Origin of the sequence: Cylindrospermopsis sp. CR12 (assembly GCF_001432185.1) — a bacterium.
In the GTDB taxonomy this organism is placed as follows: domain Bacteria; phylum Cyanobacteriota; class Cyanobacteriia; order Cyanobacteriales; family Nostocaceae; genus Raphidiopsis; species Raphidiopsis raciborskii.
The window spans coordinates 239,721-258,435 of the sequence record NZ_LMVE01000042.1; the positions used below are offsets into that span (position 1 = coordinate 239,721).

At 39.6% G+C, this 18,715-nt stretch carries 16 protein-coding genes; 12 read left to right on the forward strand and 4 right to left on the reverse strand.

Translation table 11 applies throughout. The features are described from left to right. Positions 1-2 precede the first annotated feature (2 nt). The 5 genes from ASL19_RS05625 (at position 3) to ASL19_RS05645 (ending at position 3,574) form a co-directional block, all read left to right on the forward strand. Positions 3-599 (forward strand): hypothetical protein, encoded by a 597-nt coding sequence (locus ASL19_RS05625; RefSeq protein WP_006277581.1) that lies wholly within the window; start codon positions 3-5, stop codon positions 597-599. A gap of 3 nt (positions 600-602) precedes the next feature. Next, the gene (locus ASL19_RS05630) at positions 603-1,172 is read left to right on the forward strand and encodes a shikimate kinase (protein WP_057177571.1); all 570 of its coding nucleotides are present in this window, start codon (positions 603-605) and stop codon (positions 1,170-1,172) included. 50 nt (positions 1,173-1,222) lie between these two features. Beyond that, entirely contained in the window at positions 1,223-2,116 is an 894-nt protein-coding gene (gene argB, locus ASL19_RS05635) for an acetylglutamate kinase (RefSeq protein WP_175459360.1), read from the forward strand. 83 nt (positions 2,117-2,199) lie between these two features. Then, positions 2,200-2,715 carry an outer membrane protein assembly factor BamD gene (bamD, locus tag ASL19_RS05640; protein WP_057177572.1) on the forward strand — a complete coding sequence of 172 codons (516 nt, stop codon included), beginning with the start codon at positions 2,200-2,202 and terminating at the stop codon, positions 2,713-2,715. A 52-nt stretch (positions 2,716-2,767) separates the two neighbouring features. Next, complete coding sequence (locus ASL19_RS05645; protein WP_072149093.1) at positions 2,768-3,574, forward strand: DUF3153 domain-containing protein; 807 nt, start codon at positions 2,768-2,770, stop codon at positions 3,572-3,574. Between the two features lie 25 nt (positions 3,575-3,599). Here ASL19_RS05645 and pdxH read toward each other — a convergent pair whose 3' ends face one another. Beyond that, on the reverse strand, positions 3,600-4,244 hold the full coding sequence (gene pdxH, locus ASL19_RS05650; protein WP_057177573.1) for a pyridoxamine 5'-phosphate oxidase: 645 nt from the start codon (positions 4,242-4,244) through the stop codon (positions 3,600-3,602). Positions 4,245-4,267: 23 nt separating this feature from the next. On the opposite strand from pdxH, the gene ASL19_RS05655 reads away from it, so the two are divergent. The 3 genes from ASL19_RS05655 (at position 4,268) to ASL19_RS05665 (ending at position 7,496) form a co-directional block, all read left to right on the forward strand. Beyond that, positions 4,268-5,308, forward strand: a complete 1,041-nt coding sequence (locus tag ASL19_RS05655; protein ID WP_057177574.1) for an AI-2E family transporter — start codon at positions 4,268-4,270, stop codon at positions 5,306-5,308. A gap of 28 nt (positions 5,309-5,336) precedes the next feature. After that, the gene (locus ASL19_RS05660) at positions 5,337-6,143 is read left to right on the forward strand and encodes a segregation/condensation protein A (RefSeq protein ID WP_057177575.1); all 807 of its coding nucleotides are present in this window, start codon (positions 5,337-5,339) and stop codon (positions 6,141-6,143) included. Positions 6,144-6,326: 183 nt separating this feature from the next. Then, on the forward strand, positions 6,327-7,496 hold the full coding sequence (locus ASL19_RS05665) for a sugar phosphate nucleotidyltransferase (RefSeq protein WP_006278639.1): 1,170 nt from the start codon (positions 6,327-6,329) through the stop codon (positions 7,494-7,496). A 34-nt stretch (positions 7,497-7,530) separates the two neighbouring features. On the opposite strand, the gene speA is transcribed toward ASL19_RS05665, so the two are convergent. Then, positions 7,531-9,546, reverse strand: a complete 2,016-nt coding sequence (speA, locus tag ASL19_RS05670) for a biosynthetic arginine decarboxylase (RefSeq protein ID WP_006278638.1) — start codon at positions 9,544-9,546, stop codon at positions 7,531-7,533. 267 nt (positions 9,547-9,813) lie between these two features. On the opposite strand from speA, the gene ftsH2 reads away from it, so the two are divergent. Then, a complete protein-coding gene (ftsH2, locus tag ASL19_RS05675) occupies positions 9,814-11,700 on the forward strand; it encodes an ATP-dependent zinc metalloprotease FtsH2 (RefSeq protein ID WP_006278637.1) in 1,887 nt (628 codons plus the stop codon). Positions 11,701-11,786: 86 nt separating this feature from the next. Here ftsH2 and ASL19_RS05680 read toward each other — a convergent pair whose 3' ends face one another. Then, positions 11,787-13,283: an HlyD family efflux transporter periplasmic adaptor subunit gene (locus ASL19_RS05680; RefSeq protein WP_006278636.1), complete on the reverse strand. Its 1,497-nt coding sequence runs from the start codon at positions 13,281-13,283 to the stop codon at positions 11,787-11,789. A 240-nt stretch (positions 13,284-13,523) separates the two neighbouring features. Here ASL19_RS05680 and ASL19_RS05685 point away from each other — a divergent pair, with 240 nt between their 5' ends. After that, positions 13,524-15,635 carry a hydantoinase/oxoprolinase family protein gene (locus tag ASL19_RS05685; RefSeq protein WP_057177576.1) on the forward strand — a complete coding sequence of 704 codons (2,112 nt, stop codon included), beginning with the start codon at positions 13,524-13,526 and terminating at the stop codon, positions 15,633-15,635. Beyond that, on the forward strand, positions 15,632-17,215 hold the full coding sequence (locus ASL19_RS05690) for a hydantoinase B/oxoprolinase family protein (protein WP_057177577.1): 1,584 nt from the start codon (positions 15,632-15,634) through the stop codon (positions 17,213-17,215). The genes ASL19_RS05685 and ASL19_RS05690 overlap by 4 nt, the downstream gene beginning before the upstream one ends. A gap of 5 nt (positions 17,216-17,220) precedes the next feature. Here ASL19_RS05690 and xth read toward each other — a convergent pair whose 3' ends face one another. Further along, positions 17,221-18,003, reverse strand: a complete 783-nt coding sequence (gene xth / locus ASL19_RS05695) for an exodeoxyribonuclease III (protein ID WP_057177578.1) — start codon at positions 18,001-18,003, stop codon at positions 17,221-17,223. Positions 18,004-18,472: 469 nt separating this feature from the next. On the opposite strand from xth, the gene ASL19_RS16640 reads away from it, so the two are divergent. Continuing rightward, positions 18,473-18,667 (forward strand): hypothetical protein, encoded by a 195-nt coding sequence (locus ASL19_RS16640; RefSeq protein ID WP_072149094.1) that lies wholly within the window; start codon positions 18,473-18,475, stop codon positions 18,665-18,667. The last annotated feature ends 48 nt before the right edge of the window (positions 18,668-18,715 follow it).

Sequence of the window (18,715 nt, forward strand, 5' to 3'; positions counted from 1 at the left end):
AATTGCCTTTTTTAGTGGTAGTACTGGTGGGACTAATGATTTTATTGGCCCAAAATCTTGCTCCTACCTTACCCCTAATGTTCTTGGGAATGCGGAGTCGTCCCCTACCCCTAGCTTTGTGGATTTTATTTAGCATTACTGCTGGTGGTTTAACATCTTTACTTATTAACACCTTTGTTAGCACCCTGTGGAAAATCACTGGGTATTCCACCACTGGTTCATCTGCTCCCCCAAGCGGATCAAAATCTTTTGATAATTATAATCAAGAGAATATACATTCGGTGAAGAATCCACCCAAGTCAAGAAATGGCAATGATGAGAGCAGCGATGAACTTGATGATTGGCTTAGGGGTTCCCAGGAAGGTGATGACTGGGATTTGACCCAACCACCAAAATCACCAACCCAAGGGAATGTTTCTCCTTCCGACTCCGTTTATTCCTACAGTTCCCAGTCACCCAAAAATACTGGGGTGGGGAAAACTGAATCTATTTATGATGCGGACTATCGAGTCATTATTCCCCCCTATCAACCCCCAAGCACCAACCCAAGGGATAATGATACTGATGATGATTGGGATTTTTTGACAGATGAGGAATAGATCATGGATGGTTCAATCAAGCAATTATTAAAAGGAGTAAACCTATATTTAATTGGCATGATGGGAAGTGGTAAAACTACCATTGGTAATTTATTAGCACAAGCAGTCAACTATAGTTTTATAGATACTGATGAAGTTATAGTCAAAGCTGCGGGTAAACCCATCAGCGACATTTTCATCACCGAGGGAGAACCAGCATTTCGTCAACTGGAAAGTAATGTTTTAGCTCAAGTCTGTGCCTATACTAAATTAACCATTGCTACAGGTGGAGGCATTGTTCTGCGCCGAGAAAATTGGAGTTATCTCCATCATGGGTTAATAATTTGGCTTGATGTACCAGTGGAAATACTACTAGAACGATTAAAAGAAGATCAAACAAGACCCCTTTTACAAGACCCAGACACCCAGAATAAATTGCGATCGCTTTTAGATAAGCGTTATAGTTTATACTCACAAGCTGATTTACATATTGAGATTACCCAACAGGAAACACCAGAACAAACGGTGACCAATATTCTGCAGGCAATTCCCGGAGTTTTGAAAACACCAGAAATTCCAAAATTAACTGGCTAAAGCTATATTTAGTTTCATAGCAAATTCAGCATCAAACTTGGAATATTTACATAATGGTTAACGATATTGAGTATATCAGGCAAGCAGAAGCTACCCGCGTTAAAATTCTCAGCGAAGCTCTACCATATATCCAGCAGTTTTCAGGTCGTACCGTAGTAGTCAAATACGGAGGTGCGGCGATGAAAGACAGTAATCTTAAAGACAAAGTTATTCGTGACATTGTATTTTTATCTTGTGTTGGTCTAAGACCGATTTTGGTTCATGGTGGAGGTCCTGAGATTAATAGCTGGTTGGATAAACTAGGGATAGAACCACAATTTAAAAATGGCCTGCGAGTAACCGATGCACCAACCATGGATGTGGTAGAAATGGTGCTAGTAGGTAGAGTCAATAAAGAAATAGTCTCTCTGATTAACCAATCTGGTGGTATGGGAGTGGGACTGTGTGGTAAAGATGGTAATTTGATTACCGCTCGTCCCCAGGGAGATGAAAGTATTGGTTTTGTGGGGGAAGTCAGCAGCATTAATATCAAAATTCTAGAAACCCTTTCTAAAAGTGGTTATATTCCAGTAGTGTCTAGCGTAGCAGCTGACGATAGCGGACAAGCTTATAACATTAACGCTGATACAGTAGCAGGAGAGATAGCAGCTGCTTTAGGGGCGGAAAAGTTAATTTTATTAACGGATACTAGGGGGATTTTAACAAACTACAAGGATCCATCTACTTTAATTCCTAAAGTAGATATTAGAGAAGCAAGAGAATTGATTAATGATGGTATAGTGAGTGGGGGTATGATCCCTAAGGTTAACTGTTGTGTGCGCTCTCTTGCGCAGGGGGTAAAGGCCGCCCATATAATTGATGGTCGTATTCCCCATGCTCTATTGTTAGAAATATTTACGGATGTGGGGATTGGAACTATGATTTTAGGATCTCAGTTTCAGTAAACACTAATAGGGCTTGTATCCAAAAGTTTCTCAATGGAGCTAGAAATTTAGGCCCTAAGTAACTATCAATGAACTAATCACCAATGGGCACAGAAAACCTAGAAACTGCGAAAAATCTTTACTCCCAAGGCAAAATCGCCTTTGAGAACGGAGAATATCAACAATCTGTAGATAATTTGGAAAAAGCTACCAGTCTACTGTTCCAAAATTCTCGCTTTGCTGGAGAAGTAAATATCTGGTTAGTTAACGCTTACGAAGCTACGGGAAGATCCCAAGAGGCGATCGCCCTTTGTCAAGAGCTTTCCCATCATCCCCATTATGAAGTTAAATCCCAGGCCAAGCGCTTAGTCTACATATTAAAAGCTCCCAAACTCAAACGACCAAAAGAATGGATGACAGAGATACCTGATTTTGCTACAATTTCTGAGCGTCAAACCAAAACCCTAATTGCTCCGCAAAAATCAACTTCACCCCAGAAATCCCCGGATTCAGAATATGTGGATCTTAGTCAGGTAAATACACAGGATAATCTTTTTATTTGGGTGGCTTTAATTATTGCTGCTTGTACTATTTCCTATTTAGTTTGGTTGAGTTTCTGAATGGGTTGTTAGCAGTTAGATGGAGTTTACCTTGTTCTAAAGGAGAAAATATATGGCCACATACAAAACCACAAGGTTGGTTTTTAAAAACAGTATCCATAGCAGAAGCTTAATAAAGCTGGCAAAAAACTCCAAAAAGGTGATGATGATTTTAATCATCTTTATGTCCTTAATCTTATCCGGTTGTGTAGAATACAATCTGGGTATTAATTTCCATAACAGTAATAATGCTGAATGGGTACAACACATTCGGATTGCTGAAAACTTGACCAGTTTCAGCAGTGATTATTTACAGGAGTGGTTTAATGTTTTATCTCGTCGCGTCAGCAACATAGGGGGTTCCACCAAATATATTTCTCCAGGTGAACTGGTGGTGAAAATACCTTTTACTCATGGTCAAGAACTAGAGGAGAAATTAGCCACTTTTTACCCACACTCCCTACAAACCTCTCTCCATGAACCAATCAATATTACTTCCAACATAACCCTAAAAGAAAATAACTTTTTGTTCCTATCCAGAAATAATTTAATTTATCAATTAGATTTGCGCTCTTTAGCAGGAGTAGTTGCACAAAAAAACAGTTCGGATAAAACTCAAATTTCCCTGTTCAACATAGACTTTACCCTCAAAACACCCTGGGGGAATATTAAGAATATTAATTCCACTGTAAAACCTCTCCCACCAGAAACAAATAACCAACAAATAACATGGCAAATGCAACTGGGAGAGTTAAATCAAATAGAGGTAGTGTTTTGGCTCCCCAATATGCTCAGTATTGGAACCTTAATAATTATTATTATAGTTTTGTTTGGTTACTACTTGAAATATTCCAGTTTAAATATACCCAATCAAAACTGATAATAAATAATATATTTAAACATATTTAAGGGGATAACCGCTCTATCCTCCACTCATGATTATGCAAACGGGTATACAGTAATCTATCGTGTAACCGACTAGAACGCCCCTGCCAAAATTCAATTTCCTGGGGAATCACTCGAAACCCTCCCCAGTGAGGAGGTCGGGGTATTGATTGATTTTCATATTTCTGCTCAAGTTCTGCCAATTTTAATTGCAAAAACTCCCGATGGGGAATGACTTCACTTTGATTAGATGCCCAAGCACCCAAGCGACTACCATGGGGACGCACTTCAAAATACCCATCAGACTCCTGGGGGGAAATTTTTTCCACCCCACCAACGATTCTCACCTGACGCTCCAATTGTGCCCACCAAAAAACTAATGCTGCATGGGGATTTATCCCTAACTCTTGTCCCTTATGACTATTATAATTAGTAAACAACACAAAACCCCTATCGTCAAAGTCTTTTAACAAGACCATTCTGGCTGAAGGTTTGCCATCACAGGTGCAAGTTGCCAGGGTCATGGCATTAGGTTCGGGTAATTCCGCTGCTATAGCTTGATCAAACCATATTCTAAATTGTACAAGGGGATTCCCATTAATACTTTTCTCATCCAGTTCTTGTAAAGAGTAGTCCTGTCGAAGATCCGCTATAGTTCTATCCATTGTTGTGTTCCTGATTACTAAACATGCGACTTTCAGCTTCCCTGCAGACTATATTAACATACGGACTGGCCTGTCCACTTATCGCTGTGAATGTTTGGCTACTCTCTTTGTTGTTCCACTACTTCCAGCACCCAATCACTATTCTCAGCATCGCAGCTATTTTAGCTTTTTTGCTCAATTACCCTGTCCAGTTACTAGAAAAGGCCAGGATTACTAGAACTTACTCAGTCATAATAGTTTTAGTGATTACTTTAACCCTATTGGTGATTCTGGGTTTTACCCTAGTCCCCATGCTAGTGGAACAAACAACCCAGCTCCTCAAAAATATCCCCGATTGGGTGACTTCCAGTCAAGAAAATTTAAGTAGGTTACAGGTCTTAGCTCGTCAAAAGCGTTTGCATATTGATTTCAGTGTGGTTAGCAGTCAAATTAATGCCAGCGTGCAAAATATTCTACAACAAATTGCCTCCGGTGCAGTGGGTTTTGCTGGAACTTTATTGTCCGGACTTTTAAATATAGTCCTAGTCGTCGTATTGGCATTTTATATGCTGATATATGGCGATCGCTTGTGGTCTGGGTTAATTAATCAACTACCATCCTATATTGGATTACCCCTGAGCAAATCCTTACAATTGAATTTTCATAACTTTTTTTTGAGTCAACTGTTGTTAGCATTATTCATGGTAATCGCTTTAACACCAATCTTTTTATTTTTAAGAGTTCCCTTTGCTCTATTATTTGCGATTATTATAGGAATCTCCGAACTAGTTCCTGTAATTGGTGCTACTTTGGGTATAGGGTTAGTGACCTTACTAGTATCCTTACAGACTTGGTGGTTAGCATTTCCAGTAGCAATGGTGGCAATTATCATACAACAGATCAGAGATAATATCCTAGCACCCAAATTACTTGGTAATTTTACCGGACTCAATCCCCTATGGATTTTCATTGCCATTTTGATGGGATTTGAAATTGGAGGTTTGCTGGGGACTTTAGTAGCAGTACCAATTGCGGGTACTATCAAGAGTACAGTTGACACTATTAGAAACAACGGAATAACTTAGAAAAAATGGTTTTTAATTATACATTTCCATGGATGCCAAAGATCTGTTAGCAACAATTAACAACCTGATTGAACAGGCCAAAAGGGGAGAGATAGATCCCTGGAATGTGGAAGTAGTTGAGGTAATTGACCGGTATTTAGAATTCATGTCACCCCAAGGTACCACTCAAGGTTATGAATCAGATTTGCACCAGTCCGGTCAGGCTTTTCTATCCGCATCTATGCTTGTTCTTTTTAAAGCAAATACCTTAATGGAGTTGTCAAGAATAGATAGTGAAATAGATAATAGTTCTGAAGATGTAGTTACAGATGATAACAATACAGAGTCACATAGTATAGAGAGGTTGCAGTTAGAGAGGCAATTAAGAAGGCGGACCGCTGCCATGCCCCCACCTAAGCGTCGCGTTACTCTGGTAGAATTAATCGAGCAGTTACAGATTATGGCTAGTCAGCTAAAGGAGGTAGAAAAGCCAAACAAATCGGAGCGACCTAGGCGTCAGCCAACTATGAAAACCATGAAAGCGGCCTTAGAATTAGCCCACCAGGAAAATCTCACCCAGGTTGCTGTGGAGGTGGAACAGGTGTTGCTTCTAGCAGCAAAAGAAGAAAATTCATCAGAACCATCCTGGGGATTAGAAGAACTGGTAGAGTTGTGGAGTGGTACACAACAAGCAAATCAGGTGGACAAAAAATCTAGCAGTGAGCACAATTCCGAGCATGGTAACCTAGTCAGTGTGTTTTGGGCACTATTGCTCCTTTGTGCCCAGTCTAAAGTAGAGCTATTCCAGGAAGAATTTTATCAGGAAGTCAAAGTGCGGTTATTAAGACAGAAGTAGTTGCTAGTACCCTAAATTCTTAGATCAAATTTGATAAATATATGGTAATGGTAAATTATTGATTGGTGGGCCAGCTATAACTAAAAATCCGTGGTTGCCAAAAAGTATTGGATAATCAAACTATAATTGGGTATTTTAATGATAATAAACTGGCTTGTGGTTGAGGAACAGGAGTAACATTTTATGAAAGCAATGATTCTAGCAGCGGGTAAAGGCACTCGTGTACGCCCTATTACATATACCATTCCTAAACCAATGATTCCCATTCTGCAAAAGCCAGTAATGGAGTTTTTGCTAGAGTTATTGCGTAAACATGGGTTTGACCAGATCATGGTTAATGTGAGCCATTTAGCTGAGGAGATAGAAAATTATTTCCGTGATGGTCAAAGGTTCGGAGTGCAGATTGGTTATTCTTTTGAGGGTAAAATAGACGATCAAGGGAAATTAGTGGGGGAAGCTATCGGTTCAGCTGGGGGAATGCGTCGTATCCAAGATTTCTCACCTTTTTTTGATGAAACATTTGTAGTTTTGTGTGGTGATGCTTTAATTGATTTAGACCTCACCGCAGCAGTTAAGTGGCACAGGTCTAAGGGTGCAATGGCTACTATTATTACCAAGTCTGTCCCCCAAGAGGAAGTTTCTAGTTATGGTGTGGTTGTCACAGATCATGATAACCGAGTGCGAGCTTTTCAGGAAAAACCATCCGTTGAAGAAGCTCTCAGCACCAATATTAACACCGGTATTTATATCTTTGAGCCAGAAGTGTTTAAGTATATCCCATCCGGTGTTGAATATGACATTGGTAGTCAGTTGTTCCCTCACCTGGTGGAAATTAATGCTCCCTTTTATGCTATCCCCATGGATTTTGAATGGGTAGATATTGGTAAAGTACCTGATTATTGGCGGGCAATTCGCGGTGTTTTACTGGGAGAGATTAAAAATGTACAAATACCCGGTTATGAAGTTGCTCCAAATATATATACTGGTTTAAATGTAGCCGTAAATTGGGATCGGGTAGATATTACTGGACCTGTTTACATTGGTGCTATGACTCGAATTGAGGATGGGGCCAAAATTGTCGGACCATCCATGATTGGACCAAATTGCTGGATTTGTGGAGGTGCGACTGTGGATAATAGTGTGATTTTTGAATGGTCTCGCTTAGGTCCAGGAGTTCGCTTGGTAGATAAGTTGGTATTTGGACGGTATTGTGTAGATAAAATGGGCGCTGCTATTGACGTACAAGCAGCAGCTTTAGACTGGCTAATTACTGATGCACGTCAAACCCTACCCGCTGAAATTCCTCCAGAACACCAAGCGATCGCCGAGTTGTTAGGAGCAATTACAGTTTAGGAAATGGTAGGGGAATGGGGATTGATAACTTTGATTAACTGTTATTTAGATAAGTATATCTTCTCAGACTTTGTTCATAGGTTTGCAGCAATCTTTGGGATTCGGATAAGGTGATACGGTCTTCTAATAGAGCTTGTTCACAACGCTGGCGAATATTTTCTACCATGTCTTCTGAATCATACTGGACATAACTGACTACTTCGCTCATGGTATCCCCTTTGACAACGTGCTCAATTTGGTAACCTTTGGGCGTAAGTTGAATATGAACAGCATTGGTATCACCAAACAAGTTATGTAGGTTGCCCATGATTTCTTGGTAAGCACCGTTGAGGAACATCCCTAAATAATAGGGTTTATCAGGGTTGAATTTATGCAGCTCTAAAACCGATTTAACATCTCTTAGATCGATAAATCGGTCGATTTTGCCATCGCTATCACAAGTTAGGTCTGCTAAAATGCCCCTTTGAGTCGGTTCTTCATCTAAACGGTGAATGGGCATGATAGGAAATAATTGGTCTATGGCCCAACAGTCTGGTGCTGATTGAAATACGGAGAGATTAATGTAATAGATAGAAGCCATGATTTTTTCCAGATCTTCCAATTCATCTGGTACATATTCTTGTTGCCTAGTAATTTCCAGGATTTTTTGACAACAAGCCCAGTATAAACGCTCAGCCTTGGCTCGCTCCTGTAGACGTAATATGCCTAAGTTAAATCGACTAATCGCTTCTTCCTTGAACTGGGCAGCGTCATGATAGAACTCTTGATAGTTTTCTTTGTTGATACACTGATATGTCTCCCACAAGTATTTTATAATTGGGGATTCTCCTTCCTGGAGCTCCTCCGGTGGATTCAGTGGAACATCACTGGTACTTAAAACATCAAAGATAAGCACGGACTGGTGCGATGCGATCGCTCTTCCACTTTCACTAATTAGGGTAGGTACAGGAATTTTACTTTCCGAGCATGTATCTTTCAACTCTGCTACAATATCATTGGCATAGTTTTGCATATTGTAGTTTTTAGAGGCATAGAAATTTGTTTGGGAACCATCATAATCTACTCCTAACCCGCCACCCACATCCAAGAACTTCATGTCAGCACCTAACATTGCCAGTTCCACATAGATCCGACTAGCTTCTTGAATGGCATCTTTAATCACATTAATCGCGGAAATTTGTGAGCCAATATGAAAGTGAAGTAGTTGTAAACAATCCAGTAAATTGGCTGATCTTAACCTATCCACAGCTTCCATGATTTCTGGAATAGTCAAGCCAAATTTAGCACGGTCTCCCGTAGAAGTTCCCCATCTACCCATACCTTGAGTGCTTAATTTTGCCCGTACTCCCAAAATGGGTTTAATCCCTAACTGAGCACTAGCTGCGATCGCTAGATCGACCTCTTCAATTTGTTCCAGGACAATAATTGGAGTTTGTCCTAGTTTTTGAGCCAACATTGCTGTTTCAATATATTCTCGGTCTTTATAGCCATTACAAACTAATAAAGCTCCTGGTGTGTCTAATAAAGCCAGAGCAATCATTAATTCTGGCTTAGAACCTGCTTCCAGTCCAAACTGATGAGGCTTGCCAAAACGCACCAAATCTTCAATTAAGTGCCGTTCTTGGTTGCATTTGACCGGAAAAACCCCCCTATACACTCCAGAATAATTATAGCGAGCGATCGCCTTGGCAAAGCAAGAGTTTAAGCGCTCTATACGATCCTCTAAAATATCAGAGAAACGAATTAACAAAGGTAGTCCCAGATTTCGTTGTTTTAGAGCATTGACCAACTCAAACAAGTCCAGAGATCCACCCCGATCTCCCTTGGGAGAGACTGTAACATGTCCTGCTGCATTAATGGAAAAATAAGGTCTACCCCAACCTTCAATGCGATATAGATCTTCACTATCCTCTATTTTCCAACTGCGGGATAAATCACCCGATTTAGTGCTGGGGGGTAGTAGTTTTTTATGTTTTTGGTTTTTCAATTCTGATTTATGTCCATTAGTATGAACTTTGACGATTTCATCGGTAATTGACTCGACACCCATTTCTTCCTCACCTTGTGTTGTGTTTACCCACAGAGTAATAATTTAACAAATTAAATCCCCAACTGTAATTAATCCACATTCCTAGGATTTTCAATTTTCGTTTGATATTTGATATTAGTATGAGAAATATGTTAAATTTAATTAAGATTGCGGGGAAACCTCCCAGATCTAGCTTAGGCAAACTGTGTTGCCATGTCAAATTACAAAATGGATTTATAAGCATCCGTTACAAAATTAGTCATATTAGTACTAGAGGCAAATTAACAGATGAAATTTTCCTGGAGAGTTGTAGCACTTTGGTCAGTATTGGCCCTGGTAATAGGCTTTTTTCTCTGGCAAGGTACATTTGCTGGATCCCCAGGGGATCAAAGCAAAAATGCTGCCAATACCAGAATGACCTACGGACGATTTTTAGAATACCTGGATGCTGATCGTGTAACCAGTGTAGACCTATACGACGGGGGTAGAACAGCTATTATTGAAGCCCTGGATCAGGATATTGAGAACCATGTTCAACGTTGGCGTGTAGATCTCCCCTTCAATGCGCCCGAACTAGTGAACAAACTAAAAGAACATCAAGTCAGTTTTGATGCTCACCCAGTTCGTAACGACGGTGCCATCTGGGGTCTATTAGGCAATTTAGTCTTCCCCGTGTTATTGATTGGCGGTTTATTCTTTTTGTTCCGTCGTTCTAACAACCTTCCTGGGGGACCAGGTCAAGCCATGAGCTTTGGTAAATCTCGTGCTCGTTTCCAAATGGAGGCTAAAACCGGAGTAAAATTTGATGACGTAGCTGGTATTGAAGAAGCTAAAGAAGAATTACAAGAAGTTGTTACCTTCTTAAAGCAACCAGAGAAATTTACTGCAGTAGGGGCGAAAATTCCCAAAGGTGTGTTGCTAGTAGGACCACCGGGAACAGGTAAAACCCTATTAGCAAAAGCAATTGCTGGTGAAGCAGGCGTACCATTCTTTTCTATTTCCGGTTCGGAATTCGTAGAAATGTTTGTGGGTGTGGGAGCTTCCCGAGTTCGTGACCTGTTTAAAAAAGCCAAAGATAACGCCCCTTGTATTATCTTTATAGATGAAATTGATGCTGTAGGTCGTCAACGGGGTGCGGGTATAGGTGGTGGAAATGATGAGCGGGAGCAGACCCTGAACCAATTGTTAACGGAAATGGATGGTTTTGAAGGTAACACTGGCATCATTATTATTGCTGCTACCAACCGTCCTGATGTCCTTGACTCAGCTCTTTTACGTCCTGGACGTTTTGACAGACAGGTGACGGTAGATACACCTGACATTAAAGGGCGGTTAGAAATCTTAGAGGTTCATGCCCGCAACAAGAAACTAGATCAAAGCGTGTCCTTAGAGGCAATTGCCCGTCGAACTCCTGGATTTAGCGGTGCTGACCTAGCCAACTTATTGAATGAAGCGGCCATTTTGACCGCCAGAAGACGCAAAGAAGCAATTACCCTATTAGAAATTGATGATGCGGTTGACCGGGTAGTAGCAGGGATGGAAGGCACTCCTTTAGTAGACAGCAAGAGTAAGCGATTAATTGCCTACCATGAAATAGGACATGCCTTAATAGGTACTTTGTTAAAAGATCATGATCCAGTCCAAAAAGTCACCCTAATTCCCAGAGGACAAGCACAGGGTTTAACCTGGTTTATGCCTAATGAAGAACAAGGATTAATTACCCGTTCTCAACTCAAGGCGAGAATTACAGGTGCTTTAGGAGGGCGTGCAGCTGAGGATGTAATTTTTGGTGCAGCAGAAGTTACTACCGGTGCAGGAAATGATTTACAACAGGTAACTGGTATGGCGCGCCAAATGGTAACACGTTTCGGTATGTCCGAACTTGGTCCCCTATCCCTAGAAAGTCAACAAGGGGAAGTCTTTTTAGGACGTGATTGGACAACCAGATCGGAGTATTCTGAATCTATTGCCGCTCGTATTGACGCACAAGTGAGAACAATTGTAGAAGAGTGTTATGATTTGGCAAAAAACATCATGAAGCAAAATCGTACTCTTACTGATCGTCTAGTAGATCTTTTGATTGAAAAAGAGACTATAGACGGTAATGAGTTCCAGCAAATCGTAGCTGAGTATACTGTTGTTCCCGATAAAACCCAGTTTGTTCCCCAGCTATAAGTAGGGAATTATTTGTAGGATGGGTGGATGTAACCCATCCTAAGATTTTCCTGGGTTGAGTTTAATAACTCAGATTCAATCCCAACTTACCTGACGGAAAAAGCCTCATTGAACCTTCTAGTAATTGGTTCCACAATAAAAGTCAGAATTGATTTTTTGCGAGTCACTATTTCCGCATTTGCCATCATCCCTGGAGTAAACTCCACCTCCTGACCATCCATAGTAATTGAATGCTTATTTAACCTAATCCTAGTGGGAAAAACCAAACCTAATTTTTCATCAACCACCGCATTAGGACTAATTTGTAAAACCTCAGCATCCACCACACCGAATTCTTGAAAAGGGAAAGTTGCCAACTTCACCTTTGCTGACATACCTTGACGAATAAAACCAATATCCCGATTGAGAACTTTTACTTCTAGTAGAATATCTTCTCCTTCGGGTAAAATAGAGAGTAATTCTTCACCGGATTGAACTGGACCCTTAGTGGCTTTGATTTTATAAATTATTCCCGATACTGGGGCCTTAATTATTTCTTTCTCCCTTTGTTTTTTTGCCTGGTCTAATTGTCCAACAATATTGGTCATTTCTTCTCTACGTTTATTTATCTGGGTTAAAATTTCGCTTTGTCTCTCTGATGTTAATCTTAAACTTTGACTTTTAGCGGATTGATAAGTCTGTTGTGCTTGATTAATTTCCTGTTTTTGAGCAGCAATATCTTTTTCTAAAGAGGTCACCCTATCCTGAGCTTCCAGTAATCTGTTTTTAGCATTATTTACCTCATTAACAGCTCTGATAATATCCGTATTTGCCCTATTTACCCTCTCCAGAGCTTCCAGATAATCAACCCTAGGAACTGCACCAGGAGTGAGTAGAGTCCTGAGATTTTCTTCTCTAGTGGTAGCAATTTTCAAATTGCTTTGTATTTGATTACGAATATTTTCTGCATTGACCAAATTGTTTTGGGAATTAACTACACCAGGTTTACTGTTAGCCAGATTTTCTTGTAAGCGACTCAATCTGATTTTTGCTTGCTGAATATTGGCAAGTTGCCGTTTCGCTTCTGCTTCTGCAGACATTTGTTTAGCCTTGTAGTCTGATAACCGAGAATTTAACAACTCGTCTTGTAATTTGGTTCCCGTAGTTTTTGCTCCAGTTCTTTCAGTTTCTAAACGTTGTAAATCTTCCTCAATTAATTTACTGGCCTTTGTTAAACGGTTAATATCAGTTTGTTGAAAATCAGGATTCCTTTCAATTAACACTTGATCCTTATTAACCCGATCTCCTTCCTTGACCTTTACTGCTAAAATAGAACCATTACCCAAGGATGTGACTGGTCTAATTTGAGTAGAAGCGATTAACTCACCCGTTGCAGTTGCGACTTCATCAACTTGAGAAAGGTGAGCCCATAAAATACTGCTAAATACAATTGCACTAATAGTTCCAGCTAATAGTCGGGTATAAATAGGAGGGAGTTCTTGTACTGCTTTACCCAATTCATAAGATAATTTTTCCTCTGGTTTGGCAAAGTTTTCCTTAGTTTGACGAACTTGAACCGCATTGGCCCATGGGGAATATTTCATATATACCAAAAGGGAGAGATAGGACTATAGTTTTTAAAAACAGTTGGTTGATTAACAAAAATCGTCAATTGTTAACATATTCGATGCTAATACAAGTAATGATAAAATGGTGTAGTCTGAACAACAACTTGCCAATGGATTTTACATTTCCATAAAATAGGTTAATCGTTAAAATTCATAGCTGGGTGGTTGACTCCTTGGTCATGGTATTATATAGACAGGAAAATGAGGAAATAAACGGTGTTAAAATTCTTTGCAGACAGAGGTGGAACATTTACAGATATTGTAGCGTTAACCGATAATCAGGACATAATCAATAGATTATTAAACTACCCCCAGAGATTTTTAATTGTTCCCTTACCCGATCAACAATGGGTAATAGTTTATAAATTATTGTCAGAGAATCCCGATCAGTATACAGATGCGGTAATTCAAGGAATTCGTCATATTATGGGAGTTCCCCTCCAACAGAGTATTCCTGGTCAAACTATAGAAGTGATTAAAATGGGAACAACAGTGGCAACAAATGCACTGCTAGAAAGACATGGAGACCGGGTTGTTTTAGTCATTAATAAAGGCTTTAAAGATGCTTTAAGAATTGGTTATCAAAACCGTCCTAACATTTTCGCTCGACAGATAATTTTACCCACCATGCTGTATGAAGCAGTAATTGAAGTAGATGCTAGATATGATGCTCAAGGTAAGGAGTTATTTCCCGTAAATTATCACCAAATTAAATACGACCTACAAACAATTCATCAAACAGGAATTGACAGTTGCGCCATCGTTCTTATGCATGGCGATCGCTATCCCAAACATGAACAAGAAATAGGAAAAATTGCCGAAGAAATTGGATTTACCCAAATTTCCATTTCCCATCAAGTTAGTCCCCTAATGAAACTTGTGAGTCGGGGAGATACAACAGTTGTGGATGCTTATTTAACACCCATATTACGTCGTTATGTCAATCAAGTTTCCAGTCAGGTTCCTGAGGTAAAATTAATGTTTATGAAATCTGATGGTGGGTTAACTGATGCAGAGAAATTTCAAGGTAAAGATAGCATTTTAAGTGGACCTGCTGGTGGTATTGTTGGTGCAGTACAAACTAGTAAAAGAGCGGGATTTAATTTAATCATCACCTTTGATATGGGAGGAACAAGCACAGATGTGGCCCATTTTAAAGGGGAATATGAAAGACAATTAGATTCGGAAATAGCAGGTGCGCGGATGCGAGTTCCCGTCCTAGCGATTAATACCATTGCTGCAGGTGGAGGTTCAATTTTATCTTTTGATGGATCCACCTATCGTGTAGGTCCAGAATCTGCAGGTTCAAATCCCGGACCTGCATCCTACAGACGGGGGGGACCATTAACAGTCACAGACGCTAATATTATGTTGGGGAAGATTCAACCCCAATACTTTCCAGCAGTTTTTGGAAATGATGGTCAATTACCTTTGGATAGGGAAATAGTGCTGGAGAAGTTTACAAACTTGACCCAGAATATGACATTAACTACAGGAAAATCCTTTTCTCCTCCACAGGTAGCATCAGGATTTATTGCTATTGCTGTGGAAAATATGGCTAATGCCATTAAAAAAATTAGTCTACAACGGGGTTATGATATTAGCGAATATGTATTATGTTGTTTTGGAGGTGCAGGTGGACAGGTAGCTTGTTTAATTGCGGATACTTTAGGAATGAAAAAGATATTTTTGCATCCCTTTGCTGGTGTATTGTCAGCTTATGGAATGGGTTTAGCTGATGTGAGAGCTACCAGAGTCACCGGAGTAGAAAAACCCTTGAATCAGTCCTTAATTCCCCAATTACAGGAATTAGTTACCCGTTTAGAAATTTCCGCCAATCAAGAATTAAATCCAGCAGAAAATCAGGTAAATCATTTGTCAGTCAGGGTGATTAAAAACCTTAACCTCAAGTATGAGGGAACTAATTCTACCTTATCCGTCGATTTTAGAAACGATATAGAATTAATACAGCAGCAATTTGCCAGGGAACACAAATCAAGATATGGGTTTATTCAGCCAGAAAAAACCTTAATTGTGGAATCTATTTTTGTCGAGGTGATTCAACAGATGGACACACCAGAAGAACCCATCATTTCCCGTCAACTTCCCCAGGGGCAAATTCCCCAACCTTTAGAAGTAGTTGAGCTATTTACCGCCAATAGATGGTGGTATACTCCAGTTTATAGAAGAGAAGATTTACAACCGGGAGATATTATCCCAGGTACTGCTATTATTGTGGAGAAAATCAGCACCATTGTGGTTGAACCCAATTGGCAAGTAAAATTAACCGAACGTAATCATTTAATCTTGGAAAGAGCAGAAAGATGAAAAAACTATATGATCATATTCAGCCAGATCCAGTTCGCTTAGAAATTTTTAAAAATCTCTATCAATTCATTGCCGAACAAATGGGAATAGTCCTGCAAAACACAGCTGTATCAGTTAATATTAAGGAACGTCTGGATTTTTCCTGCGCTATTTTTGACAGTTCTGGTTTATTAGTTGCTAACGCTCCTCATATTCCTGTGCATTTAGGTTCCATGAGTGAAAGCGTGCGCTGTTTAATTAATGATTTGGGAACTACAATTAAACCAGGCAATGTTTATCTATCCAATAATCCCTACAATGGGGGAACCCATTTACCTGATGTTACTGCTATCACGCCCATATTTTTACCCCCATTTTCAAATATGTTTTTAAAAACTGGGCAAGACTCTCCCCTATTTTTTGTTGCATCCCGAGGACACCAATCAGATATCGGTGGTATTACCCCCGGATCCATGCCTCCCCATAGTACGGATATTACCCAAGAAGGGATTATTTTTGATAATTTTCTCCTGGTTCAGGAAGGAGAGCTACAAGAAACCTCTGTGAGAAATTATCTGTTAAATCATCCCTATCCCAGTCGCAATCCTGAGCAAAATATAGCAGATTTTAAAGCTCAAATTGCCGCTAACGCCAGGGGAAGCCAAGAATTAATAAAAATGGTTGATCACTATGGGCTGGAAACTGTAAAAGTTTATATGCAGTTTGTACAAGATAATGCGGAAGAATCAGTAAGAAGAACTATCAATGTTTTAAAAAATGGATCCTTTACATATGTCATGGATAGTGGGGCAAAAATTCAAGTTCAAGTCACTATTAATCGGGAAAATCGCACAGCTAAAATTGATTTTACGGGCACATCACCACAATTAAAGAGTAATTTTAATGCACCTAAAGCTGTAACCCAAGCAGCAGTATTATATGTCTTTAGAACTCTGGTAGATGACAATATTCCTCTTAATGCTGGCTGTCTCAAACCTTTAGAAATTATTATTCCTCAAGGTTGTATGCTAAATCCCACCTATCCTGCAGCAGTAGTAGCAGGAAATGTGGAAACATCACAAACTATTGTTGATGCTTTATATGGTGCCCTAGGTGTAATGGCTGCTTCCCAAGGAACTATGAATAATTTCACTTTTGGCAATGAAAAATATCAATATTATGAAACTATTTGTGGTGGTTCCGGAGCAGGTATGGACTTTGATGGCACAGATGCAGTTCACACTCACATGACTAATTCCCTACTTACCGATCCAGAAGTGCTAGAAACCCGTTATCCGGTAATAGTGGAAAGTTTTACTATCCGTGAGAATAGTGGGGGTAAAGGAAAATATTCCGGGGGTAATGGGGTGGTCAGAAAAATCAAATTTCTGGAATCCATGACGGCAAATATTCTTTCTGGTCATCGTTTAGTCCCCCCCTTTGGATTACATGGTGGAGCACCAGGAAAGGTGGGAAAAAACTGGATACAACGCGAAAATGGCATCCAAGAGGTTTTAGATAGCACTGCTACCGCAGAAATGCAACCAGGAGATATTTTTGTCATAGAAACTCCTGGTGGTGGTGGATTTCAGGAGCAATAAACCCACTAAACTTCCACTATCACGGGTGCATGATCACTAGGCTGTTCTAGCTTTCTAGGACTAATATCAATAAAGCAACTTTTAGCTTGTTTATAAAGTACATCTGTTAAGTAGTGATGGTCTATTCTCCACCCCGAGTTTCTTTTAAAAGCTCCAGTACGATAGTCCCACCAACTATAATTACCCCCCTGGGAATTAAACTTGCGAAACCCATCCCCAAAACCCAGTTTCAAAATCTCTCTTAAAGCTTGTCTCTCTGGTAAGGATGCCATAATCTGATTTTCTGTATCTACCTGTTTATAAATGTCTATATCTTCTAGTGCAATGTTAAAATCACCACACATAATAATATCAGAATTACACTTCAGCAAAACCTCCAGGTATGTTTTTAATACTGCTAACCACTGCAATTTATATTGATATTTCTCACTTCCCACTGCTGAACCATTAGGAACATACAGATTAATAATCCTTACTTCATCTACAATACCCGTGATCACTCTTTTCTGGTCATCCCATTCAGGTTCCAGATTTTCCAGCACTTGACAAAACCCAGTAGTTACACTTTTCATTGGCTGGCGACTAATTAATGCTACACCATTGTAAGCCTTCTGTCCATAAATATAAGTGTGATAGCCCATGTCATGAAATACAGTTAGGGGAAAATCCGTGTCTATGACTTTGGTTTCCTGTAGACACAGAACATCAACGTTATTTTCCCCTAACCAGCTAATAACCTGTCCTAGACGAGTACGAATTGAATTGACATTCCAAGTGGCAATTTTCATGAGCAGATTTAGCAATAGTTATACAAACAGAGAATTTGAGAATATTGAATATTAATTTAATTATTATAGTATGGGGAGTTACAAAATCTGAAAATTGTCAATTGCAACAAATATACTCCTACACTTATGATCCCCAAGACAGATGAAACGACTATATACTAGTCTATAATAACAATGGTTATATTTATTGTCTATATACTGTTATTTCAACCCAACTTGTTTGTGGAAATTAGAAAAGTTAATTTAAATTGAAAAAAACTCAGTAGAAATTTCTTTCCTCTTAAAATTCCTCTAAGTGAGGTTGGAACTGCTAACAGGATATGTCAAATCAAATTACCACTATATACAAAAGCAGTTGTGACTAACCAACTAATTGCTCGGGCAAGTTAGTGAACACTAAATTAACAAAGGATCCATTTAACTTGACTAAGTTTTTCTCTAAGCATAAAAATTTTAGGAGGATATTGACATGAGTAATAGAGCCAACACATGCCCCTGCTGTGGCGGGTCCGTTTTGCGGCATATTCGTCACAGCGAACTGTACTGGTTTTGCCCATCCTGTCGTCAAGAAGTACCGCTACTAACCATAAGTCGCATATCAGGTCAATTGGAAAATGCCCACACTACCTCTATCAAATCCTCCACTGTTACATCGTTGGAGTAATAGCTGGCTAAGGCTATATTCTTGTTGCCAAAAAGGCAAATCGGGATA

Bases quoted from the DNA above. Each gene is read 5' to 3' on its own strand.
- ASL19_RS05645 (WP_072149093.1), top strand. From the start codon at position 2,768: ATGGCCACATACAAAACCACAAGGTTGGTTTTTAAAAACAGTATCCAT.
- ASL19_RS05690 (WP_057177577.1), top strand. From the start codon at position 15,632: ATGAAAAAACTATATGATCATATTCAGCCAGATCCAGTTCGCTTAGAA.
- speA (WP_006278638.1), bottom strand. From the start codon at position 9,546: ATGGGTGTCGAGTCAATTACCGATGAAATCGTCAAAGTTCATACTAAT.
- ASL19_RS05660 (WP_057177575.1), top strand. From the start codon at position 5,337: ATGGATGCCAAAGATCTGTTAGCAACAATTAACAACCTGATTGAACAG.
- ASL19_RS05665 (WP_006278639.1), top strand. From the start codon at position 6,327: ATGAAAGCAATGATTCTAGCAGCGGGTAAAGGCACTCGTGTACGCCCT.
- ASL19_RS05655 (WP_057177574.1), top strand. From the start codon at position 4,268: ATGCGACTTTCAGCTTCCCTGCAGACTATATTAACATACGGACTGGCC.
- ASL19_RS16640 (WP_072149094.1), top strand. From the start codon at position 18,473: ATGAGTAATAGAGCCAACACATGCCCCTGCTGTGGCGGGTCCGTTTTG.
- ftsH2 (WP_006278637.1), top strand. From the start codon at position 9,814: ATGAAATTTTCCTGGAGAGTTGTAGCACTTTGGTCAGTATTGGCCCTG.
- ASL19_RS05630 (WP_057177571.1), top strand. From the start codon at position 603: ATGGATGGTTCAATCAAGCAATTATTAAAAGGAGTAAACCTATATTTA.
- ASL19_RS05680 (WP_006278636.1), bottom strand. From the start codon at position 13,283: ATGAAATATTCCCCATGGGCCAATGCGGTTCAAGTTCGTCAAACTAAG.
- pdxH (WP_057177573.1), bottom strand. From the start codon at position 4,244: ATGGATAGAACTATAGCGGATCTTCGACAGGACTACTCTTTACAAGAA.
- xth (WP_057177578.1), bottom strand. From the start codon at position 18,003: ATGAAAATTGCCACTTGGAATGTCAATTCAATTCGTACTCGTCTAGGA.
- bamD (WP_057177572.1), top strand. From the start codon at position 2,200: ATGGGCACAGAAAACCTAGAAACTGCGAAAAATCTTTACTCCCAAGGC.